The organism is Nonomuraea sp. NPDC049378 (assembly GCF_055586745.1).
On record NZ_JBVJHP010000001.1, the window covers coordinates 139,726 to 154,927 of the forward strand.

General features: G+C 72.6%; 13 protein-coding genes. 4 read left to right on the forward strand and 9 right to left on the reverse strand.

What is annotated here, in order from left to right; all coding sequences use genetic code 11:
• Nucleotides 1-69: 69 nt before the first annotated feature.
• The 5 genes from ACZ6SA_RS00605 to ACZ6SA_RS00625 all read right to left on the reverse strand — a co-directional run bounded on the left by ACZ6SA_RS00605 (nucleotide 70) and on the right by ACZ6SA_RS00625 (nucleotide 4,278).
• Nucleotides 70-1,215 carry a hypothetical protein gene (locus tag ACZ6SA_RS00605; RefSeq protein ID WP_465825824.1) on the reverse strand — a complete coding sequence of 382 codons (1,146 nt, stop codon included), beginning with the start codon at nucleotides 1,213-1,215 and terminating at the stop codon, nucleotides 70-72.
• Nucleotides 1,212-1,730: a SigE family RNA polymerase sigma factor gene (locus tag ACZ6SA_RS00610; RefSeq protein ID WP_465825826.1), complete on the reverse strand. Its 519-nt coding sequence runs from the start codon at nucleotides 1,728-1,730 to the stop codon at nucleotides 1,212-1,214. The genes ACZ6SA_RS00605 and ACZ6SA_RS00610 overlap by 4 nt, the downstream gene beginning before the upstream one ends.
• A gap of 64 nt (nucleotides 1,731-1,794) precedes the next feature.
• The gene (locus ACZ6SA_RS00615; RefSeq protein WP_465825827.1) at nucleotides 1,795-2,202 is read right to left on the reverse strand and encodes a cupin domain-containing protein; all 408 of its coding nucleotides are present in this window, start codon (nucleotides 2,200-2,202) and stop codon (nucleotides 1,795-1,797) included.
• Between the two features lie 16 nt (nucleotides 2,203-2,218).
• Nucleotides 2,219-3,040, reverse strand: a complete 822-nt coding sequence (locus tag ACZ6SA_RS00620) for a phosphoenolpyruvate hydrolase family protein (RefSeq protein ID WP_347642150.1) — start codon at nucleotides 3,038-3,040, stop codon at nucleotides 2,219-2,221.
• On the reverse strand, nucleotides 3,037-4,278 hold the full coding sequence (locus ACZ6SA_RS00625; RefSeq protein WP_443150635.1) for a Tm-1-like ATP-binding domain-containing protein: 1,242 nt from the start codon (nucleotides 4,276-4,278) through the stop codon (nucleotides 3,037-3,039). Before ACZ6SA_RS00625 ends, ACZ6SA_RS00620 begins: the two co-directional genes overlap by 4 nt.
• Nucleotides 4,279-4,468: 190 nt before the next feature.
• Here ACZ6SA_RS00625 and ACZ6SA_RS00630 point away from each other — a divergent pair, with 190 nt between their 5' ends.
• Entirely contained in the window at nucleotides 4,469-5,431 is a 963-nt protein-coding gene (locus tag ACZ6SA_RS00630) for a phosphotransferase enzyme family protein (protein ID WP_465825828.1), read from the forward strand.
• Between the two features lie 16 nt (nucleotides 5,432-5,447).
• On the opposite strand, the gene ACZ6SA_RS00635 is transcribed toward ACZ6SA_RS00630, so the two are convergent.
• Nucleotides 5,448-8,696 carry an AfsR/SARP family transcriptional regulator gene (locus tag ACZ6SA_RS00635; RefSeq protein WP_465825830.1) on the reverse strand — a complete coding sequence of 1,083 codons (3,249 nt, stop codon included), beginning with the start codon at nucleotides 8,694-8,696 and terminating at the stop codon, nucleotides 5,448-5,450.
• 148 nt (nucleotides 8,697-8,844) lie between these two features.
• Between ACZ6SA_RS00635 and ACZ6SA_RS00640 the strand changes: the two genes are divergently transcribed.
• Nucleotides 8,845-10,926: a SpoIIE family protein phosphatase gene (locus ACZ6SA_RS00640; RefSeq protein ID WP_465825831.1), complete on the forward strand. Its 2,082-nt coding sequence runs from the start codon at nucleotides 8,845-8,847 to the stop codon at nucleotides 10,924-10,926.
• A gap of 186 nt (nucleotides 10,927-11,112) precedes the next feature.
• On the forward strand, nucleotides 11,113-12,810 hold the full coding sequence (ctaD, locus tag ACZ6SA_RS00645; RefSeq protein WP_465825833.1) for an aa3-type cytochrome oxidase subunit I: 1,698 nt from the start codon (nucleotides 11,113-11,115) through the stop codon (nucleotides 12,808-12,810).
• Nucleotides 12,811-12,820: 10 nt separating this feature from the next.
• Here the strand turns inward: ctaD and ACZ6SA_RS00650 are convergent, their stop codons facing one another.
• The 3 genes from ACZ6SA_RS00650 to ACZ6SA_RS00660 all read right to left on the reverse strand — a co-directional run bounded on the left by ACZ6SA_RS00650 (nucleotide 12,821) and on the right by ACZ6SA_RS00660 (nucleotide 14,635).
• On the reverse strand, nucleotides 12,821-13,495 hold the full coding sequence (locus tag ACZ6SA_RS00650; RefSeq protein ID WP_347642144.1) for a TetR/AcrR family transcriptional regulator: 675 nt from the start codon (nucleotides 13,493-13,495) through the stop codon (nucleotides 12,821-12,823).
• A gap of 94 nt (nucleotides 13,496-13,589) precedes the next feature.
• Entirely contained in the window at nucleotides 13,590-13,925 is a 336-nt protein-coding gene (locus tag ACZ6SA_RS00655) for a hypothetical protein (protein ID WP_465825835.1), read from the reverse strand.
• Nucleotides 13,926-14,188: 263 nt separating this feature from the next.
• A complete protein-coding gene (locus ACZ6SA_RS00660) occupies nucleotides 14,189-14,635 on the reverse strand; it encodes a DUF4383 domain-containing protein (protein ID WP_465825837.1) in 447 nt (148 codons plus the stop codon).
• A 117-nt stretch (nucleotides 14,636-14,752) separates the two neighbouring features.
• Between ACZ6SA_RS00660 and ACZ6SA_RS00665 the strand changes: the two genes are divergently transcribed.
• Nucleotides 14,753-15,163 carry a RidA family protein gene (locus ACZ6SA_RS00665; RefSeq protein ID WP_465825838.1) on the forward strand — a complete coding sequence of 137 codons (411 nt, stop codon included), beginning with the start codon at nucleotides 14,753-14,755 and terminating at the stop codon, nucleotides 15,161-15,163.
• Nucleotides 15,164-15,202 lie beyond the last annotated feature (39 nt).

The following is a 15,202-nucleotide window of genomic DNA, read 5'->3' on the forward strand; positions in this document are numbered from 1 at the left end:
ACCGCCTCCCCACGCGATGCTAGGCGTAACCGCCCGATCTGGCCACGCCGCCCGCGATGAGCGCCGGGGTCAGCCGGCCGCGGCTCCGGGCAGGACCAACCGGCGCCCGCTGGGATGGCGGCCCACGAGCCTGGCCTGACCCGTGGTCGTGTCGACCGCGTACATGATGGTCTGTCCCTCCACGCCGTCGAAAGCCAGCGTGACCTCCTTCCTGTTCACCCACACCGAGGTCTCGACGATCATGCCGCTCTTCGGCAGGCCGCGGATGTCGACCTTGCGCAGGGCCCGCCCGGTCTTCGTGTCGAGCAGGCTGAGCGTGCGCTTCACAAGGTCCGACGTGGGATGCTTGCCCTTCTTGGTGTCGGGGAAATGGAAGGCTGTCACCGTGCGGCCATCGGGGGCGAGCTCGCTGAACATGATGTACGCGCCGTCGAAGCGCACCGGCTTGCCTCCGCCGGTGACGGGCATCAGCCACAGGTCGGTCTTGCGGTACCGGACCAGCTCGGCGACGCCGTCCTTGATGGTGACCACCTCGTACTGGCCGGGCACCGAGACCGTCCTGCCGGTCCGCACGTCGATCAGCAGCCCCGGCTTCTTGCTGCCCTCGCGCGGGTCGAAGATCAGGTGGCGGCCGTCGTCGGAGACCGCCAGCATGGAGCCGATGTCGATCTGCTCCTCCTCCACCGGAACGGGCGAGGTCGTCTCGGAGCCGGTCACCAGGTCCCTGACCACGTGCGCCTGCGCCTCGCGGCTGTAGTAGGCGAGCATGCGGCCGTCCCTGCTGACCGCCACGGGCGCAGGTCTTTCTTCCCCGGTGACAGCGAGCGCCGCGGGCACGCGATAGGTCGTGCCCGCGCTGGTGACCACCCGCCACTCGGCCATGCTGCAGTCGGACTCCTTCCGTACGGCGTCGTACTCGCAGGGAACCAGGTGTGCGCTGCCGAGCTTGCCCACGCGGCCGTCGGGCAGGTCGAGCACCGGTTCGGCACGCCGCGGCGTGGCCGCCTCGCCGCCCCGCTGTCCCGGCACCACCACCCCCGCGGACACCGCGCCCATCACCGTGCCCATCACCGTGGCGGTCGCGACCGCGGCCAGCCCCCAGCCGGCGCGCCGCCTGCGCCTGCGGCCCGCGACGGCCGTGTCCACGAGATGCGTCAGGTCCACCATCGGCGCCTCGGCCGCGATGTCGTCCAGCGCCTTCCGCAACCGGGTCATCGGTTCACCTCCACGATCTCCGGGTCCCACAGCAGGTGCCCGAGTTCGGGCGCCAGCGAGCGCAGGCGGGCCAGCGCGTGATGGCACTGGCTCTTGACGTTGCCGACCGAGCAGCGCATCACCTCAGCGGTCTGCGCCTCGGTGAGGTCCTCCCAGAAGCGCAGCACGATCACCGCGCGCTGCTTGGGCGTCAGCTTGGCCAGCGCCTGGCGCAGCACGATCCGGTCGAGCGCGGCCTCGTCGTGCGAGGCGCCGTGCTCCGGCACACTGGAGCTCAGCAGCTCTGGACGCGGCCTGCGCCTCCACGAGATGTACTGGTTGACCAGCGCCCTTCGGGTGTACGCCTCGGGATTGCCGTCCCTGGACACCCTGTGCCAGTGGCCCACGACCTTGGCCAGCACGGTCTGCAACAGGTCCTCCGCGAGATGGGCGTCTCCCGTGAGCAGGTACGCCGTCCGCATCAGCGACTGTTGCCGGGTGAGCACGAACTCGCGGAAGCCGTCATCAGCATCCAATGTGATCTCCTCTCGCCCGTCACAACGCGACCGGCCGGGCGAAAGGTTGCAGGCTCGCGCGGGGTCAGGCCTGGCGCCACTCCGCGACGCCGCCGGGCTCGTGCAGCGTGAGGTCCGGCGCGGCCTCCAGTGCCTGCTCCTCTCCCCCGGGCGTGTACGTGACGATCAGCCGCAACGGCCGCCAGGTGGTGTTGTACGTCGAGTGGTAGACGCCCGCGGGGATGTGCACCGTGTCGCCCTCCTTGATGGTGAACTCCTCGCCGTCGTCCACCATCTGGCGGCCCTCGCCCGAGATGACGTAGATGATCTCCTCGGCGCCGGGGTGGTGGTGGCGGGCGTGTCCGCGGCCCGGGTTGACGATGACCTCGCCCAGGGTGCTGCTCGCCCCCTCGACGGCCGACGGGGTGACGAACCACTTGATCGATCCCCAGTCGAAGGCCATCGTCGGCACGCTGTCGGGGCTGACGTGCATGTCGGGTTCCTCGCTTTCAGAACGTGAGGGACTTGAAGGCCCGTACCTGCTCGGTGATGGCGCGCTCGGTCGGCAGCCGCTCGACGGACGAGGCGCCGAAGAAGCCGACCACGCCCTTGGTCCGCGACAGGACGTAAGCGGCGTCGTCCGGCTCGGCGATCGGGCCGCCGTGACAGAGCACGAGCACGTCGGGCCGGACGGCGACGGCCGCGTCACGCATGGCCTGCACGCGCTCGGCGGCCTCGTCGAGGGTCAGCGCGGTGCCGGCGCCGATGCTGCCCTTGGTGGTCAGCCCCACGTGCGGCACCAGCACGTCGGCGCCCGCCTCGGCCATGGCCCGCGCCTGGGTCTCGTCGAAGACGTAGGGGGCGGTGACGAGGTCGCGTTCGCGGGCCTGGCGCACCATCTGCACCTCCAGGTCGTAGCCCATGCCGGTCTCCTCCAGGTTCTGGCGGAAGGTCCCGTCGTACAGGCCCACGGTCGGGAAGTTCTGCACGCCGGCGAACCCCATCGCCTTGAGCTGGTCGAGGAAGAGCGGCATGACGCGGAACGGGTCGGTGCCGCACACGCCGGCGAGCACCGGCGTGTCACGCACGACCGGCAGCACTTCGGCGGCCATCTCGACGACGATCTGGTTGGCGTCGCCGTACGGCAGCAGCCCGGCCAGCGAGCCGCGCCCGGCCATGCGGTAGCGGCCCGAGTTGTAGATGATGATCAGGTCGACGCCGCCGGCCTCGGCGCACTTGGCCGACAGGCCGGTGCCGGCTCCCGCGCCGACGATCGGCTGCCCGGCCGCGACCGTGCTTCGCAGCCTGTCGAGCACGTCCTGCCTGTTCACGTGGCACCTCCGGAGATCATGTGGTGCAGCCGCTCCGCCATGGCGCGGCCGAAGGCGGGGTCGTTGACGTGCAGGTCGAGCTCCTCGACGGGCACTCCGGAGCCGCGCAGCCCTTCGGCCATGGCCTCGAAGCAGGCCTCGTCGGCCTTCGGGTCGGCGAAGGCGCCGCCGGGCGCGTCCAGGGCGGACACGCCCCGGCGGGGCACGAACAGCACGGTGGGACCGCTCGCGTCGCGGAGCTTGGCGGCCACCCGGCGGCCCAGCTCGGCCATCTCCCCTGCCGTGGTGCGCATCAGCGTCACGGTGGGGTTGTGCACGTACAGCAGGCGCTCCTCGAACTCGGCGGGCACGCTGTCGCGGGGACCGAAGTTGACCATGTCGAGCGCGCCGGGCGCGACCACCTGCGGCACGCCGTGCGCGCCGGCCGCGGTGAGCCGGTCGGGCCCCGCGGACAGGACGCCGCCCACGAGGTCGTCGGCCAGCTCGGTGGTGGTCAGGTCGAGCACGCCGGCCAGCATCCGGCTCGCCGCGAGCCCTTCGAGCGCCCGCCCGCCCGCGCCGGTCGCGTGGAAGACGAGCACCTCGTAGCCGAGCTCGGCGAGCCGTTCGCGCGCGGCGTCGACGGCCGGAGTGGTCACCCCGAACATCGACGCGCCGACCAGCGGCCGGTCGGATCCGCCCGCGGTCAGCCGGGCCCTGGCGAGCTGGTGCGAGCGGGCCATCCCCGCGGCCGCGGCGGCGGCGTTGCCGAGGACGGCTCGGGAGAGCCGGTTGATGCCCGCGATGTCGACCACGCTGTACATCATCGCGACGTCCTTCGCCCCGACGTACGGCGAGACGTCTCCCGACGCCATCGTGGACACGATCAGCTTGGGCAGGCCGATGGGCAGGTCGCGCACGGCCCGCGCGGCGATCGACGAGCCGCCGCTGCCGCCCAGCGCCAGCACGGCGTCGGCGCGGCCGTCGGCGTGCAGCCGGGCCAGGATCTCCGCCGCGCCCTGGCCCATGGTGGTCACGGCGGCGCCCCGGTCGCCGGCGTCGCGCAGCGCCCGCAGGTCGCCTCCTCCCGCCTCGGCGACCTGCTCGTTGGAGACGTCGGCGAGCAGTGTCTGGCTGGGGACGCCGACGCCGGCGTCCACCACGACCACGTCGCTGCCCAGCTCCACGAGCCGGTTGCGCAGCCACGCGTACTCCTCGCCCTTGGTGTCGAGTGTGCCGATCAGCACGACGGACGGCATGTCCTGCCACACCCCTCTGTTCGGAGACCTCCTGGATGTTGCCCGCCCCGGCGCCCTCCCACGCCTGGCCCGGCAAGGCCGGCGGGCCGGGCGTGGGAGGGCGCCGGCACCCGCCCGATAACCGGTGTCGGCGGCCGGCGGCTTTCGGATAGATTCGGCACCCCGCCGGCCCAGAACCGCAGGAGCGCACATGACCCACGACCGGGCGGCCGACTTCGCCGACGTCTTCCAGCACTTCGCCGTCGGGGAAGAGGGCAGGCCCGAGCGCTCCTTCTATCCGTACGCCCCTGTCTTCCCCGTCCGGCTGAACGGCGCCAAGGCGGTGATCAAGCGGACCACCGGCCCCGTGTCGGCCGCGGCCGCGATCGCCCGATGGGTGGAGGCGCTCGCCGGGGAGGACGTCGGCGTGGTCACCCCGCTCCCCCTGCCCGTCGACAACCCGGCCCAGGTGGGCGACCGGGTCTGGGTGGCCTACCCGTGGGTCGACGGCCGCCCGTACACCGGCTCCCCTGACGACGTCGCCGCGGCCGGCGACCTCCTCGGCCGCATCCACGCCGCCCGGCCGGCCGGCGACGGCATGCCGGAGTTCGGCTGGCCCGATCACGACGCCGCCTCGGTCGAGGAGGACGTCACCGGGCTGCGGCGGGTGCTGGGCGAGCACGCGCCTGACCTGCGCGACGAGGTGATGGCCCGCTTCGAGCCGTGGCTGGAGTCCTTCATGGCGCAGACGCTGCCGCCGGTGCGCGACGGCGGGCTCCCGCGGGCCGCGGTGTCCATGGACTACAAGGCCGGCAACCTGGTCTACGTCGACGGGGCACCCGTGCTGATCGACCCCGACAACGCCGAGTACGCGCCGCGCATCCTCGACCTGGCGCTGGCCGCCCTGCTGTTCCACAACGAGATGGCCACCGCGCCGCCCCGGCTCTTCACGGGCGGCGAGTGGTCGGCGTTCTCCTCGGCGTACCGGCGGCACGTCCGGCTCACCGAGGCCGAACTGGCCCTGTGGCCGGTGGCCGTGCGCTACATGCTCCTGGAATGGGGCGTGTGGACGCTGATCGACGCCGCCGAGTGGAACGACTGGGACGACCCCCGCAAACGCGGCTTCCTGCGCGACCTCGCCACGGTGGACCCCGGCCGGTTCCCGCTGCGCTGACGGCAGGCGCCCGGCGTCACCTGAGCGCGACGTCCCGCAGGGCGAGGGCGCGCTCCTCCCCGAGCCGGAACCCGGTCTCGCGGTGCACGGCGAGGGCCTGCCCGGCGCACTCCGCCGAGCGCCTCGGGTCGCCGAGGGCACGGTGGATCTCGGCCATGGTGGTGAGGGCGTTGCCTTCCTCGACCCGGTATCCGCCGGCGCGCGCGATGGCGAGGGCCCGGCTGACCTGCGGCATCGCCGTTTCCATGGAGCCGAGGCCGAGGTAGGCGCGGCCCAGGCCGAGCAGCGTTCTGACGATCACGTAGTTCATGCCGGCGGCGCGCGCCTGGCCCAGCACGGCGGTGTGGACGCCGGCGGCCGCCGCGTGATCGCCGGCGGCGGTGTGCACCGTGCCGAGGATGGTGGTGACCAGGCACAGCGCGTAGCCGTTCCTGACCTCCCTGGCCAGGCGCTCGGCCTGCCGCGCGTGGTCGAGGGCCAGGTCGAGGCGGCCCGCGTCGCGGTGGATCTGCGCCAGGACGCCGAGGCTCTTGGGCACCTCCACGGAGCGGCCGCTCTCGCAGTTGCTCTCGAGCCCCCGCCCGGCGAGCTGGAGCGCCTCGTCGATGTGCCCGAGCAGCCGGCGGACGCTCGCCAGGTTGGTGAGCTCGATGCCGTTGAGTCCCTCGCCGGCAGCCTCGCGCAACCTCTCGGCGTCGCGGATGTGCCCCTCCGCCTCATGCAGCGCGCCGAGCTGCAGGCAGACCGCGCCCAGGTTGGAGGCGACGACCGCCTGGGTCCTGAGCTGCCCGGCGGCGTGGTAGATCTCCCGGGCGGCGTGCAAGGTCCCCTTCGCCTCCCGCAACGCGCCCCGTTCCACGTGGACGGCGGCCAGGTTGTTGTGCGCCGCGGCCGCACCCTGCGGCCAGCCGGCCCGCCGGGCCAGCACGGCGGCCGCCTCGAAAGCCGCCACCGCCTCGGCGTAGCGGGAGCGCAGGCGGCTGGTCATGGCCAGGCTGAGCTGGGCCGTCACCTGGCCCAGCGGCTCGTTCTCCGCGGCGGCGGCCCGCATCGCGGCCTCGGCCAGCGCCTCCGCGTCGGCGGGCTCGGCCCCGAAACCGAAGTAGGGGCGCAGGACTTCGGCGATCTGCCAGGCGAAGCGGCGGGGCCCCTCGTCGGCGGCGTGCGCCGCGACGGCGACGAGGTTGGCGCGCTCGACGTCCAGCCAGGCCACCGCGTCGGCACTGCTCACCGGCTCGGGGCCGGAGCTCGCGGACGGGCTCACCGGCTCCTGGCCGGACCCCGCGGGCCGGCTCACCGGCTCCTGGCCGGACCCCGCGGAGCGGCTCACCGGCTCCTGGCCGGGCTCCGCCGCTGTCGGTGAGGTGGTGGGCGCCCAGGTCCGTGACGGGTAGGCGACGCGGGCGACGCGCGTCGCCGTCGAGACGTACCAGGAGCAGAGCCGTTCGACCGCCGCGAGCCGGTCGGCGGGCGCGTCGTCCTGCTCGGCCTGGCTTCTGGCGTGCCGGCGCATCAGGTCGTGGAAGGCGTAGCGGCGTGGCAGGTGCTCGTCGACGAGGTGCGCGGCGGCGAGCCGGTCGAGCAGGCGGGCGGCCTGCTCGGTGCCGGAGCCGGCCAGGGCCGCCGCCGCCTCGGCGGTGATGTCGGGGCCGGGCGCGAGCCCGAGCAGGCGGAACAGCCGCTGGGCGCCGGGAGCGAGCCGCGCGTACGACAGGCCGAAGGCGGCGCGCACCGCCGACTCGCCGTCGATCTCCAGGGAGCCCAGCCGGTCGGCGGCCAGCGCCGCCGCGTAGCCGGCGATCGACCAGTGCGGGTTGACCGCGATGTTGGCGGCGGCCACCCCCAGGGCCAGCGGAAGGTGGGCGCAGAGACGTACGAGCTCCACCGCGGCCTCCGGCTCGTCGGCCACGCGGTCATGGCCGACCGCGGAAGCCAGCAGGGCCAGCGCGTCGGCATGGCCGAGCACGTCGAGCTTGAGCTGCCGGGCGCCGTGGCTGGCGACGAGCCCGGCCAGCCGGCTGCGGCTCGTGACCAGCGCCAGGCAGCCGGGAGCGGCCGGCAGCAGGGGGCGTACCTGCTCGGCGGTCAGGGCGTTGTCGAGGAGCACGAGCACGCGCCTGCCCGCCAGGCACGACCGGTAGAGCCCGGCGGCCGCCTCCTCGTCCTGCGGGATCTGCTCGGCCGGGACGCCCAGCGAGCCGAGCATCCGGATGAGTGCCTCGACCGGCGCCATCGCCGGGCCCTGGGAGTGGCCGCGCAGGTTGACGTACAGCTGCCCGTCGGGGAACGAGGCGGCGTGCCGGTGGCCGACGTGCACGGCGAGGCTGGTCTTGCCCACGCCCGCGGTGCCGGCGATGGCCACGACCGCGGGCGCCGTCTCCGCCGCCAGGCACTCGGCCAGCACGGCGAGCTCGCCGTCGCGGCCCACGAACCCGCCCGAGCCCGCGGGGAGCTCCGCGGGGACCAGCAGCACCGGCGCGCCCGCTTGCCGCGCGGGACGCGGCGGCGCGCGGAGCTCCGGGTCGTCGGCCAGGATGGCCGCCTCCAGCCGGCGCAGCTCCGGCCCGGGGTCGAGCCCGAGCTCGTCGGCCAGCAGCCGCCGCCCCGTGCGGTAGACCTCCAGCGCGCCGGCCCGCCGTCCCGACCGGTAGAGCGCCAGCATGAGCAGGCCGCGCAGGCGCTCGCGCAGCGGATGCTCGGCCAGCAGCGCCTCGAGCTCGGCCGCCAGCTCGCTGTGCCGGCCGAGCCGCAGCTCCAGCTCGGCCCGCTCCTCGGCGACGGCCAGCCGCATCTCCTCCCACCGGGCCGCGGCGGCGCGGACGTCCTCCGTCTCCATCTCGGTCAGGACGGGGCCGCGCCACAGCGCCAGCGCCTCGCCGAACAGCGTGCTCGCCTCGGCCTCCCGCCCTTCCTCGGCGGCGCGTCGCCCCTCCGCGATCCTGCTCTCCGCGACCGCCGCGTCGGTCGCGGGGGCGCTCAGGCGGTAGCCCGAGCTCTCCGTCGCGATGGCACCGGGATCGGCGCCGGCCTCCCGCAGCGCCCGGCGCAGCACGGCCACGGCGATCGTCACCTGGTTGCGCACCGATGTCGGGGGGTCATCGCCCCACGCCGTGGCCAGCCGGTCGGTGCTCACGACCTGGCCCTCGGCCACCAGGAGCATCGCAAGCACCGCCCTGGCCCGCTGCCCCCGCAGCCGCACCCGCTGCCCGCCGGCCACGGCCTCGAGAGGACCCAGAATCTTGAACGCCACCTCATGCCGCGCCATCCCCGACATGCTATCGCCGGGACCGGGAGTCCTGAGGCGTCGTGCGGCCGGAGCCGTGACCTGCCGTGTTCCCGTCGCGCCGGGAAAGGGTAGGAGTCTGGCGGGCTCGCGAATCACCGTGAACGGCGTCATCGGGGGATAAGTCGCAATGGACGGTGTCTACGGGCAGCGGGTGAGTGGTCTGACCTTCGAGGTGCTGGAGCCGGCGCCCGTGGGGATCGCGGTGACGCGCGGGCCCGACCACCGGCTGCTGTACACCAACGAGGCGTACCGGTCCCTGTTCGGAGAGCGGCCGATCGGGTCCCCGCTCAGGATCGCCTTTCCGCACGTGGCCCAGGAGGACTACGTCCCCATCTTCGACCAGGTGCTCAGGACGGGCACGCCGGTGGTCCGCACCGACGCCCCCGGCGGCGAGTCCCTGGAGGACCGGGAACGTTTCTTCACATCCAGCCTCTCGCGGGTCTCCTTCGAGGACGGCACGTACGGCGTCCTCGCGGTCTTCCTGGACGTCACCGACCCGGCCACCGTGGCGCAGCGGCTCCAGGCGGTGGCCGACGAGCGCCGCCGCATCCTGCGGCGATACCAGAGCCTGGTCCGGGTCAGCGCGCAGATCGTCTGGGTGGCCGACCCCGGCGGCCTGGTGATCGAGCCGAGCCTGGGATGGGAGCGGACGACCGGCCAGTCATGGGACGACTTCCGCGACGACGGCTGGATGAACGCCGTCCACCCGGACGACCGCGCCTCCACGCAGGCGTCGTGGACCAGCGCGGTCAAGGAGGTCTCCGAGGTGTGGGAGCACGTCTACCGGCTCCGCACGACCGACGGCACGTACCGGCACTTCCAGGCTCGCGCCGTGCCGATCCAGGAGAACGGCCGTCTCGTGGAGTGGGTGGGCACCTGCACCGACATCGAGCAGCAGTGGCAGGAGCAGCGGCGCCAGCGGCTGCTCGACTCGGCCGCCGCCGCGACGGCCGACCGGACGAGCCTGGAGGGCATGCTCGGCGCGCTGGCGAACGTCATCGTGCCCGACCTGGCCGACGGATGCGGCGTGCACCTGGTGATCGACCTCGCCGACGGGCTGGCGCGAGGCGGCGACTTCGTGGCCGAGCGCATCGCCACCGCCGCCCGCACCGGGCTGCCCAGGCTCCCGCCGTTCAGCGAGGAACGCCTGGCCGCGGACAGCGGGTTCGCCGCCGTGGTACGCCGGCGAAGGCCGTTCCGCACGACATTCGCCCCCGGGTCGCCGCTGGGTGATCTCGTGCCGGCGGGCACGCGCACCTGGCTGGAGGCCACCAGGGCCAACAGCATCGCGCTCCTGCCCGTCGTGGTCGACGGCACGCTCGCGGCGGTGGTCACGGCGGCCGCCTGCGGTGACCGCGCGCCGATCGGCCAGAGCACCGTCGCCCTGCTGCGCGAGATGATCGAGCAGGCCCATGACAACCTGAGCAGCGCGATGCGGTTCCAGCGCACGCACAAGGTCGCGGTGGCCCTGCAGCACAGCCTGCTGGCGCAACCGCCGCGGGTGCCCGGCATGCAGATCGCCGCACGCTACCGCGCCAGCCCCACCGCCGCCGACGTGGGCGGCGACTGGTACGACTCGTTCGTGCTGCCCGACGGCGCCACCGTGCTGGCCATCGGCGACGTCGCGGGGCACGACCTGCGCGCCGCGGTCACCATGGGTCAGCTGCGCAACATGCTCAGAGGACTGGTCGTGGACCGGCAGGAGCCTCCTGGGGAGATCCTCGCCCGGCTGAACATCGCGATGAAGACCCTCTACGGCGAGGAGACCGCGACCTGCGTGCTGGCCAGGGTCGAGAAGGACGAGGGCGGTCACCGGCTGAACTACGCGGTGGCCGGCCATCCGCCGCCCCTGCTGGTCACCGGCGAGGGCGCGGGCCGTTTCCTCGAGGACGGCGCCAACCCGCTGCTCGGCATCCCGTACGACACCCGGTGCGTGTCCGCGCGGGAGCCGCTGCCTGCGCTGAGCACGTTGCTGCTCTACACCGACGGCCTCGTGGAACGGCACGACGAGCACCTCGACGAGGGCCTGGAGCGGCTGCGCGGGCACGCGTGCGCGCTCGCGCGCCAGCCTCTCGACCGGTTCTGCGACGAGTTGCTCAGTGCTCTGCCGCTGTCGGCCGACGACGACGTGGCCATGATCGCGCTGCGGATCCCTGAGCCGGCCGCCCGGCACGAGGTGAAAGGCAGGGCGCCGGTCGAGGACCGGTGAAGCGGTGGTCCTGGCGGACGGCCGGCTCCCACGGGGGCGTAACGGATCAGTCGTCCCGCGGTATGGCGGTGGTTCGGGCGGGATCGCCAGGGTAGCGAAGGCTGGTCGGGCTGGTGGCCGGCGGCACGCTCGTACAGGGGCCCTGGCCGGCCGATACCCGTTGAGCTGGGAAGACGGAGACCGTACATGACCACCTTCAAGCCCCGGGACGAGCCGCTCGCCTCGCCGCCGGAGCCGCCACGGCTCCGCCGCAAGGGCAGGCTCATCGCGGCCTGGCTGGCCTCGACCGATCACAAGGTGATCGGCTACATGTACTTGATCGCGTCGTTCGCCTTCTTCCTCTTCGCCGGTCTGATGGCGCTGGTCATCCGGAGCCAGCTGATCCAGCCGGACCTGCAGCTCGTCAGCCCGCAGCTGTACAACCAGCTGTTCACCATGCACGGCACGCTCATGATGCTGCTCTTCGCGACCCCGCTGTTCGCCGGGTTCGCGAACGTCGTCATGCCGCTGCAGATCGGCGCGCCCGACGTCGCCTTCCCCCGGCTGAACGCGGTCAGCTTCTGGTTGTTCCTGTTCGGCGGGCTGATCGTGGCGAGCGGGTTCTTCACCGCCTACGGGGCGGCCGACTTCGGCTGGTTCGCCTACACGCCGCTGTCGGACTCGGTCTACAGCCCCATCACGGGCGGCGACCTGTGGATCATGGGGCTGGTGCTGGCAGGTCTCGGGACCATCCTCGGCTCGGTCAACTTCATCACCACGATCATCTGCATGCGCGCTCCCGGCATGACCATGTTCCGCATGCCGATCTTCACCTGGAACGTGCTGCTGACCAGCATGCTCGTGCTGATGGCGTTCCCGGTGCTGGCCGCCGCGCTGCTCGCGCTGGAGGCCGACCGCAGGTTCGGCACCCAGGTCTACCTGGCCGAGAACGGGGGGCCGATGCTCTGGCAGCACCTGTTCTGGTTCTTCGGCCATCCCGAGGTCTACATCATCGCGCTGCCGTTCTTCGGCATCGTCACCGAGGTCATCCCGGTCTTCAGCCGCAAGCCCGTCTTCGGCTACATCGGGCTCGTGGGCGCCACCATCGCCATCGCCGGGCTGTCGATGACCGTGTGGGCGCACCACATGTTCGCGACCGGGCAGGTGCTGCTGCCGTTCTTCTCGTTCATGACGTTCCTCATCGCGGTGCCGACGGGCGTGAAGTTCTTCAACTGGGTCGGCACGATGTGGCGCGGGCACCTGAGCTTCGAGTCGCCGATGTTGTTCTCGGTCGGCTTCCTGGTGACGTTCCTCCTGGGCGGCCTGACCGGCGTCATCCTCGGTTCGCCGCCGCTCGACTTCCACGTCACCGACTCCTACTTCGTCGTCGCGCACTTCCACTACGTGGTGTTCGGCACCGTGGTGTTCGCCATGTTCGCGGGGTTCTACTTCTGGTGGCCGAAGATGACCGGCAAGATGCTCGACGACCGGCTCGGCGCCTGGCACTTCTGGACCCTGTTCATCGGCTTCCACACCACATTTCTCGTGCAGCACTGGCTGGGCGTGGCCGGGATGCCGCGGCGCTACGCCAGCTACAGCGCCATCGACGGGTTCACGGGCCTGCACCTGATCTCCTCGATCGGCGCCTTCATCCTCGGCCTGTCGACGCTGCCGTTCCTGTACAACGTCTGGCGTACGGCCCGCCGGGCCCCGCGCGTCACCGTCGATGACCCGTGGGGGTTCGGCAACTCGCTGGAATGGGCGACGTCCTGCCCGCCGCCGCGCCACAACTTCACGTCCATGCCCCGCATCCGTTCGGAACGGCCGGCGTTCGACCTGCACTATCCGCACATGTGGCACCCTCGGCACGACACGGAGATCGAGCAGGCGAAGCGCGAGACCTGAGCGACGGCGTCTAGCGGCGGACGGCCGCGTCGAGGAACAGCTCCAGGTGTGAGGCGGCGCGACGCCTGCCCTCGTCGTGCAGGTCATCGGGCCCGTGCAGGTAGGTGAGCCGGATGAACACCAGCGGCGCCAGCAGTTCCCAGGCCAGCTCGCCGCCGTCCAGCTCGCCGGCCAGCAGCCGCGCGCGCACGCGCGGCGACAGCAGGCCGCGCTCGGCCCACCGGGAGAAGATCGGGCCGAGCGTCCGCGTGCCCTGGGAGATCATCTCGTTGACGACGCCGGGGTTGTCGGCGATCTCCTCGCGCAGCAGGAGCCGGCTGAACTTGCGCGCGGCCGGCTTCTCGAAGAACTCGATCACGCGGGCGACGCACTCGCGCAGGAACGTCTCGGGGTCGTCCGGCGTCGCCTCGGGGCCGGGGAACAGCTCCACGATCACCTGCCCCACCGCGCCGGGGCCGGCCGAGGCCAGCAGCTCGTCGTAGATCGCGCGCTTGCCGGCGAAGTGGCCGTAGAGGCCGGCGTCGCTGAGCCCGGCGGCTCGGGCGATCATGCGGACGGACGTTGCGGCGTAGCCCTTCTCGACGAACAGGTCGAGGGCGACCTCCAGCAGCACGGCCCGCGTGTCCTTGGCGTCTTCCTTGCGCGGCCGTCCCGCGCGGCGCGGCCTGCCCGTCGTGGTGCTCACACCGCCGATGGTAGGCGGTCCGGCGGGCGGCACCGCGCGGCGGACACGAGGGCCGGGACCGGTCAGGCCGGCCCCGGCCCAGGTGCGGAGGGGGTCAGGGACGCCCGGCTTCGGGAAGCTCGAACCAGACGGCCTCGTCACCCGCCGTCATGGAGACACCCCAGCAGCAGGCCAGGCGGTCGAGCAGCTTCCGCGCCCGGCGAGCCGGACCGGTGCACTGCCCGACCTCGCACCTGCACCACCCGTCCTCGGCGGACAAGCTGATCACGATCTTGCCGGCGGTGTGCCGCAGCGCCTCGTCGACCAGCATGCCGACCAGTGTCTCGGCGGCCTCGACCCGGTCCCGCAGCCCCCACGCCCGCAGCCGGGTCGCGACCATCCGCCGGGCGCTCGGCACCGCCGACGGCGTCGCCGACAACTCCCAGGACACCGCCGGCTCGTCAGCGCCCCATCCGACCCACAGGGCCACATTGTCCCGAAACGCCAGAAATCGGTTCCCGGTCAGGGCATCCAGACTCATACGGGCGCTCTGCGGCTGTTCAGTGGCTCGCGGCATGGCCCCTCCCCTCTGGTGTGCACCTCACCAGCGTGCCTCCCGCCACCGGGGAAAGGGAGGTGAGAAATCCCCGTATCGCTACCCATATACGGGAACGTAGGTACGCCGCGCGCCCCCGCCCCGTCGACCGCCGGCGGTCAGCGCGAGACCGCGGCGCGCCCGCGGGTCAGCAGCACCCCCAGCGCGATCATGCCGACGCCGAGGACCAGGTGGAGCCAGTTGTCAGCGGTGTTGAGCGGAACGAAGTTGGCCGCGCTCTCCTGGTTGACGAGCAGCCCGTACAGCCAGAGCGCCAGGTAGATGATCCCGCCGACGATCAGGTAGGCGCGCGCGCCCGGCCACGACCGGGCCAGCGTGACACCGGCGATGCCGAAGAGCAGGTGCACGATGTTGTGCAGGATCGACACCTGGAAGATGCCGAGCAGCATCGCCTCGGAGTGGTGGCCGGCGAACTGGAGATCGCCGTAGTCGGTCGTGATGCCCGGGACGAAGCCGAGCACTCCGACGAGCAGGAACACCAGGCCGACGACCAGCGCGGCGAGTTGCACGGGCGAGCGCGTCGCCGACTTGTGCGAAGTACTCATGCTGAGCCTCCTTGACGTTGACCGGTTTCCCGCTACCCTCCCTCGGGCGGATAAGTCGCACCCACCTGGGCTCGCGTATCGTGTGGCGGTGCACGAGACCACAAGCGTTGGAGAGCCATGAGCACGGGTGTCAGACTGATCCGCAACGAGCGGCTGGCGCAGGACGTCGAATACGCCTACGCCTCGGCCGTGGACGCGCCGCTGCGCACCATCTGGGTGGCGGGCGCGTGCCCGCTCGACGCCAAGGGTGCGACGGTGGCGCCGGGCGACTACGCCGAGCAGGCTCACCAGGTGATGCGCAACCTCGTCACGGCGCTCGACGGCGCCGGGGCCACGCTGACGGACATCGTCAAGACCACGGTCTACGTCGCCTCCTCCGACCAGGCCGACCTGGTGACGGCCTGGCGGGTCTACCGGGAGTACATGGGGACGCACGACGTGCCCAGCACCCTGCTGGGCGTCACCGTGCTGGGCTACGACCACCAGCTCGTCGAGGTCGAAGCGGTCGCCGTGATCGCCGGCGCCTAGCCTGGCCGGGGACGTGCACGTCCATGACGTACGGCCCTC

Bases quoted from the DNA above. Each gene is read 5' to 3' on its own strand.
- ACZ6SA_RS00630 (WP_465825828.1), top strand. From the start codon at position 4,469: ATGACCCACGACCGGGCGGCCGACTTCGCCGACGTCTTCCAGCACTTC.
- ACZ6SA_RS00605 (WP_465825824.1), bottom strand. From the start codon at position 1,215: ATGACCCGGTTGCGGAAGGCGCTGGACGACATCGCGGCCGAGGCGCCG.
- ACZ6SA_RS00625 (WP_443150635.1), bottom strand. From the start codon at position 4,278: ATGCCGTCCGTCGTGCTGATCGGCACACTCGACACCAAGGGCGAGGAG.
- ACZ6SA_RS00665 (WP_465825838.1), top strand. From the start codon at position 14,753: ATGAGCACGGGTGTCAGACTGATCCGCAACGAGCGGCTGGCGCAGGAC.
- ACZ6SA_RS00640 (WP_465825831.1), top strand. From the start codon at position 8,845: ATGGACGGTGTCTACGGGCAGCGGGTGAGTGGTCTGACCTTCGAGGTG.
- ACZ6SA_RS00635 (WP_465825830.1), bottom strand. From the start codon at position 8,696: ATGGCGCGGCATGAGGTGGCGTTCAAGATTCTGGGTCCTCTCGAGGCC.
- ctaD (WP_465825833.1), top strand. From the start codon at position 11,113: ATGACCACCTTCAAGCCCCGGGACGAGCCGCTCGCCTCGCCGCCGGAG.
- ACZ6SA_RS00660 (WP_465825837.1), bottom strand. From the start codon at position 14,635: ATGAGTACTTCGCACAAGTCGGCGACGCGCTCGCCCGTGCAACTCGCC.
- ACZ6SA_RS00615 (WP_465825827.1), bottom strand. From the start codon at position 2,202: ATGCACGTCAGCCCCGACAGCGTGCCGACGATGGCCTTCGACTGGGGA.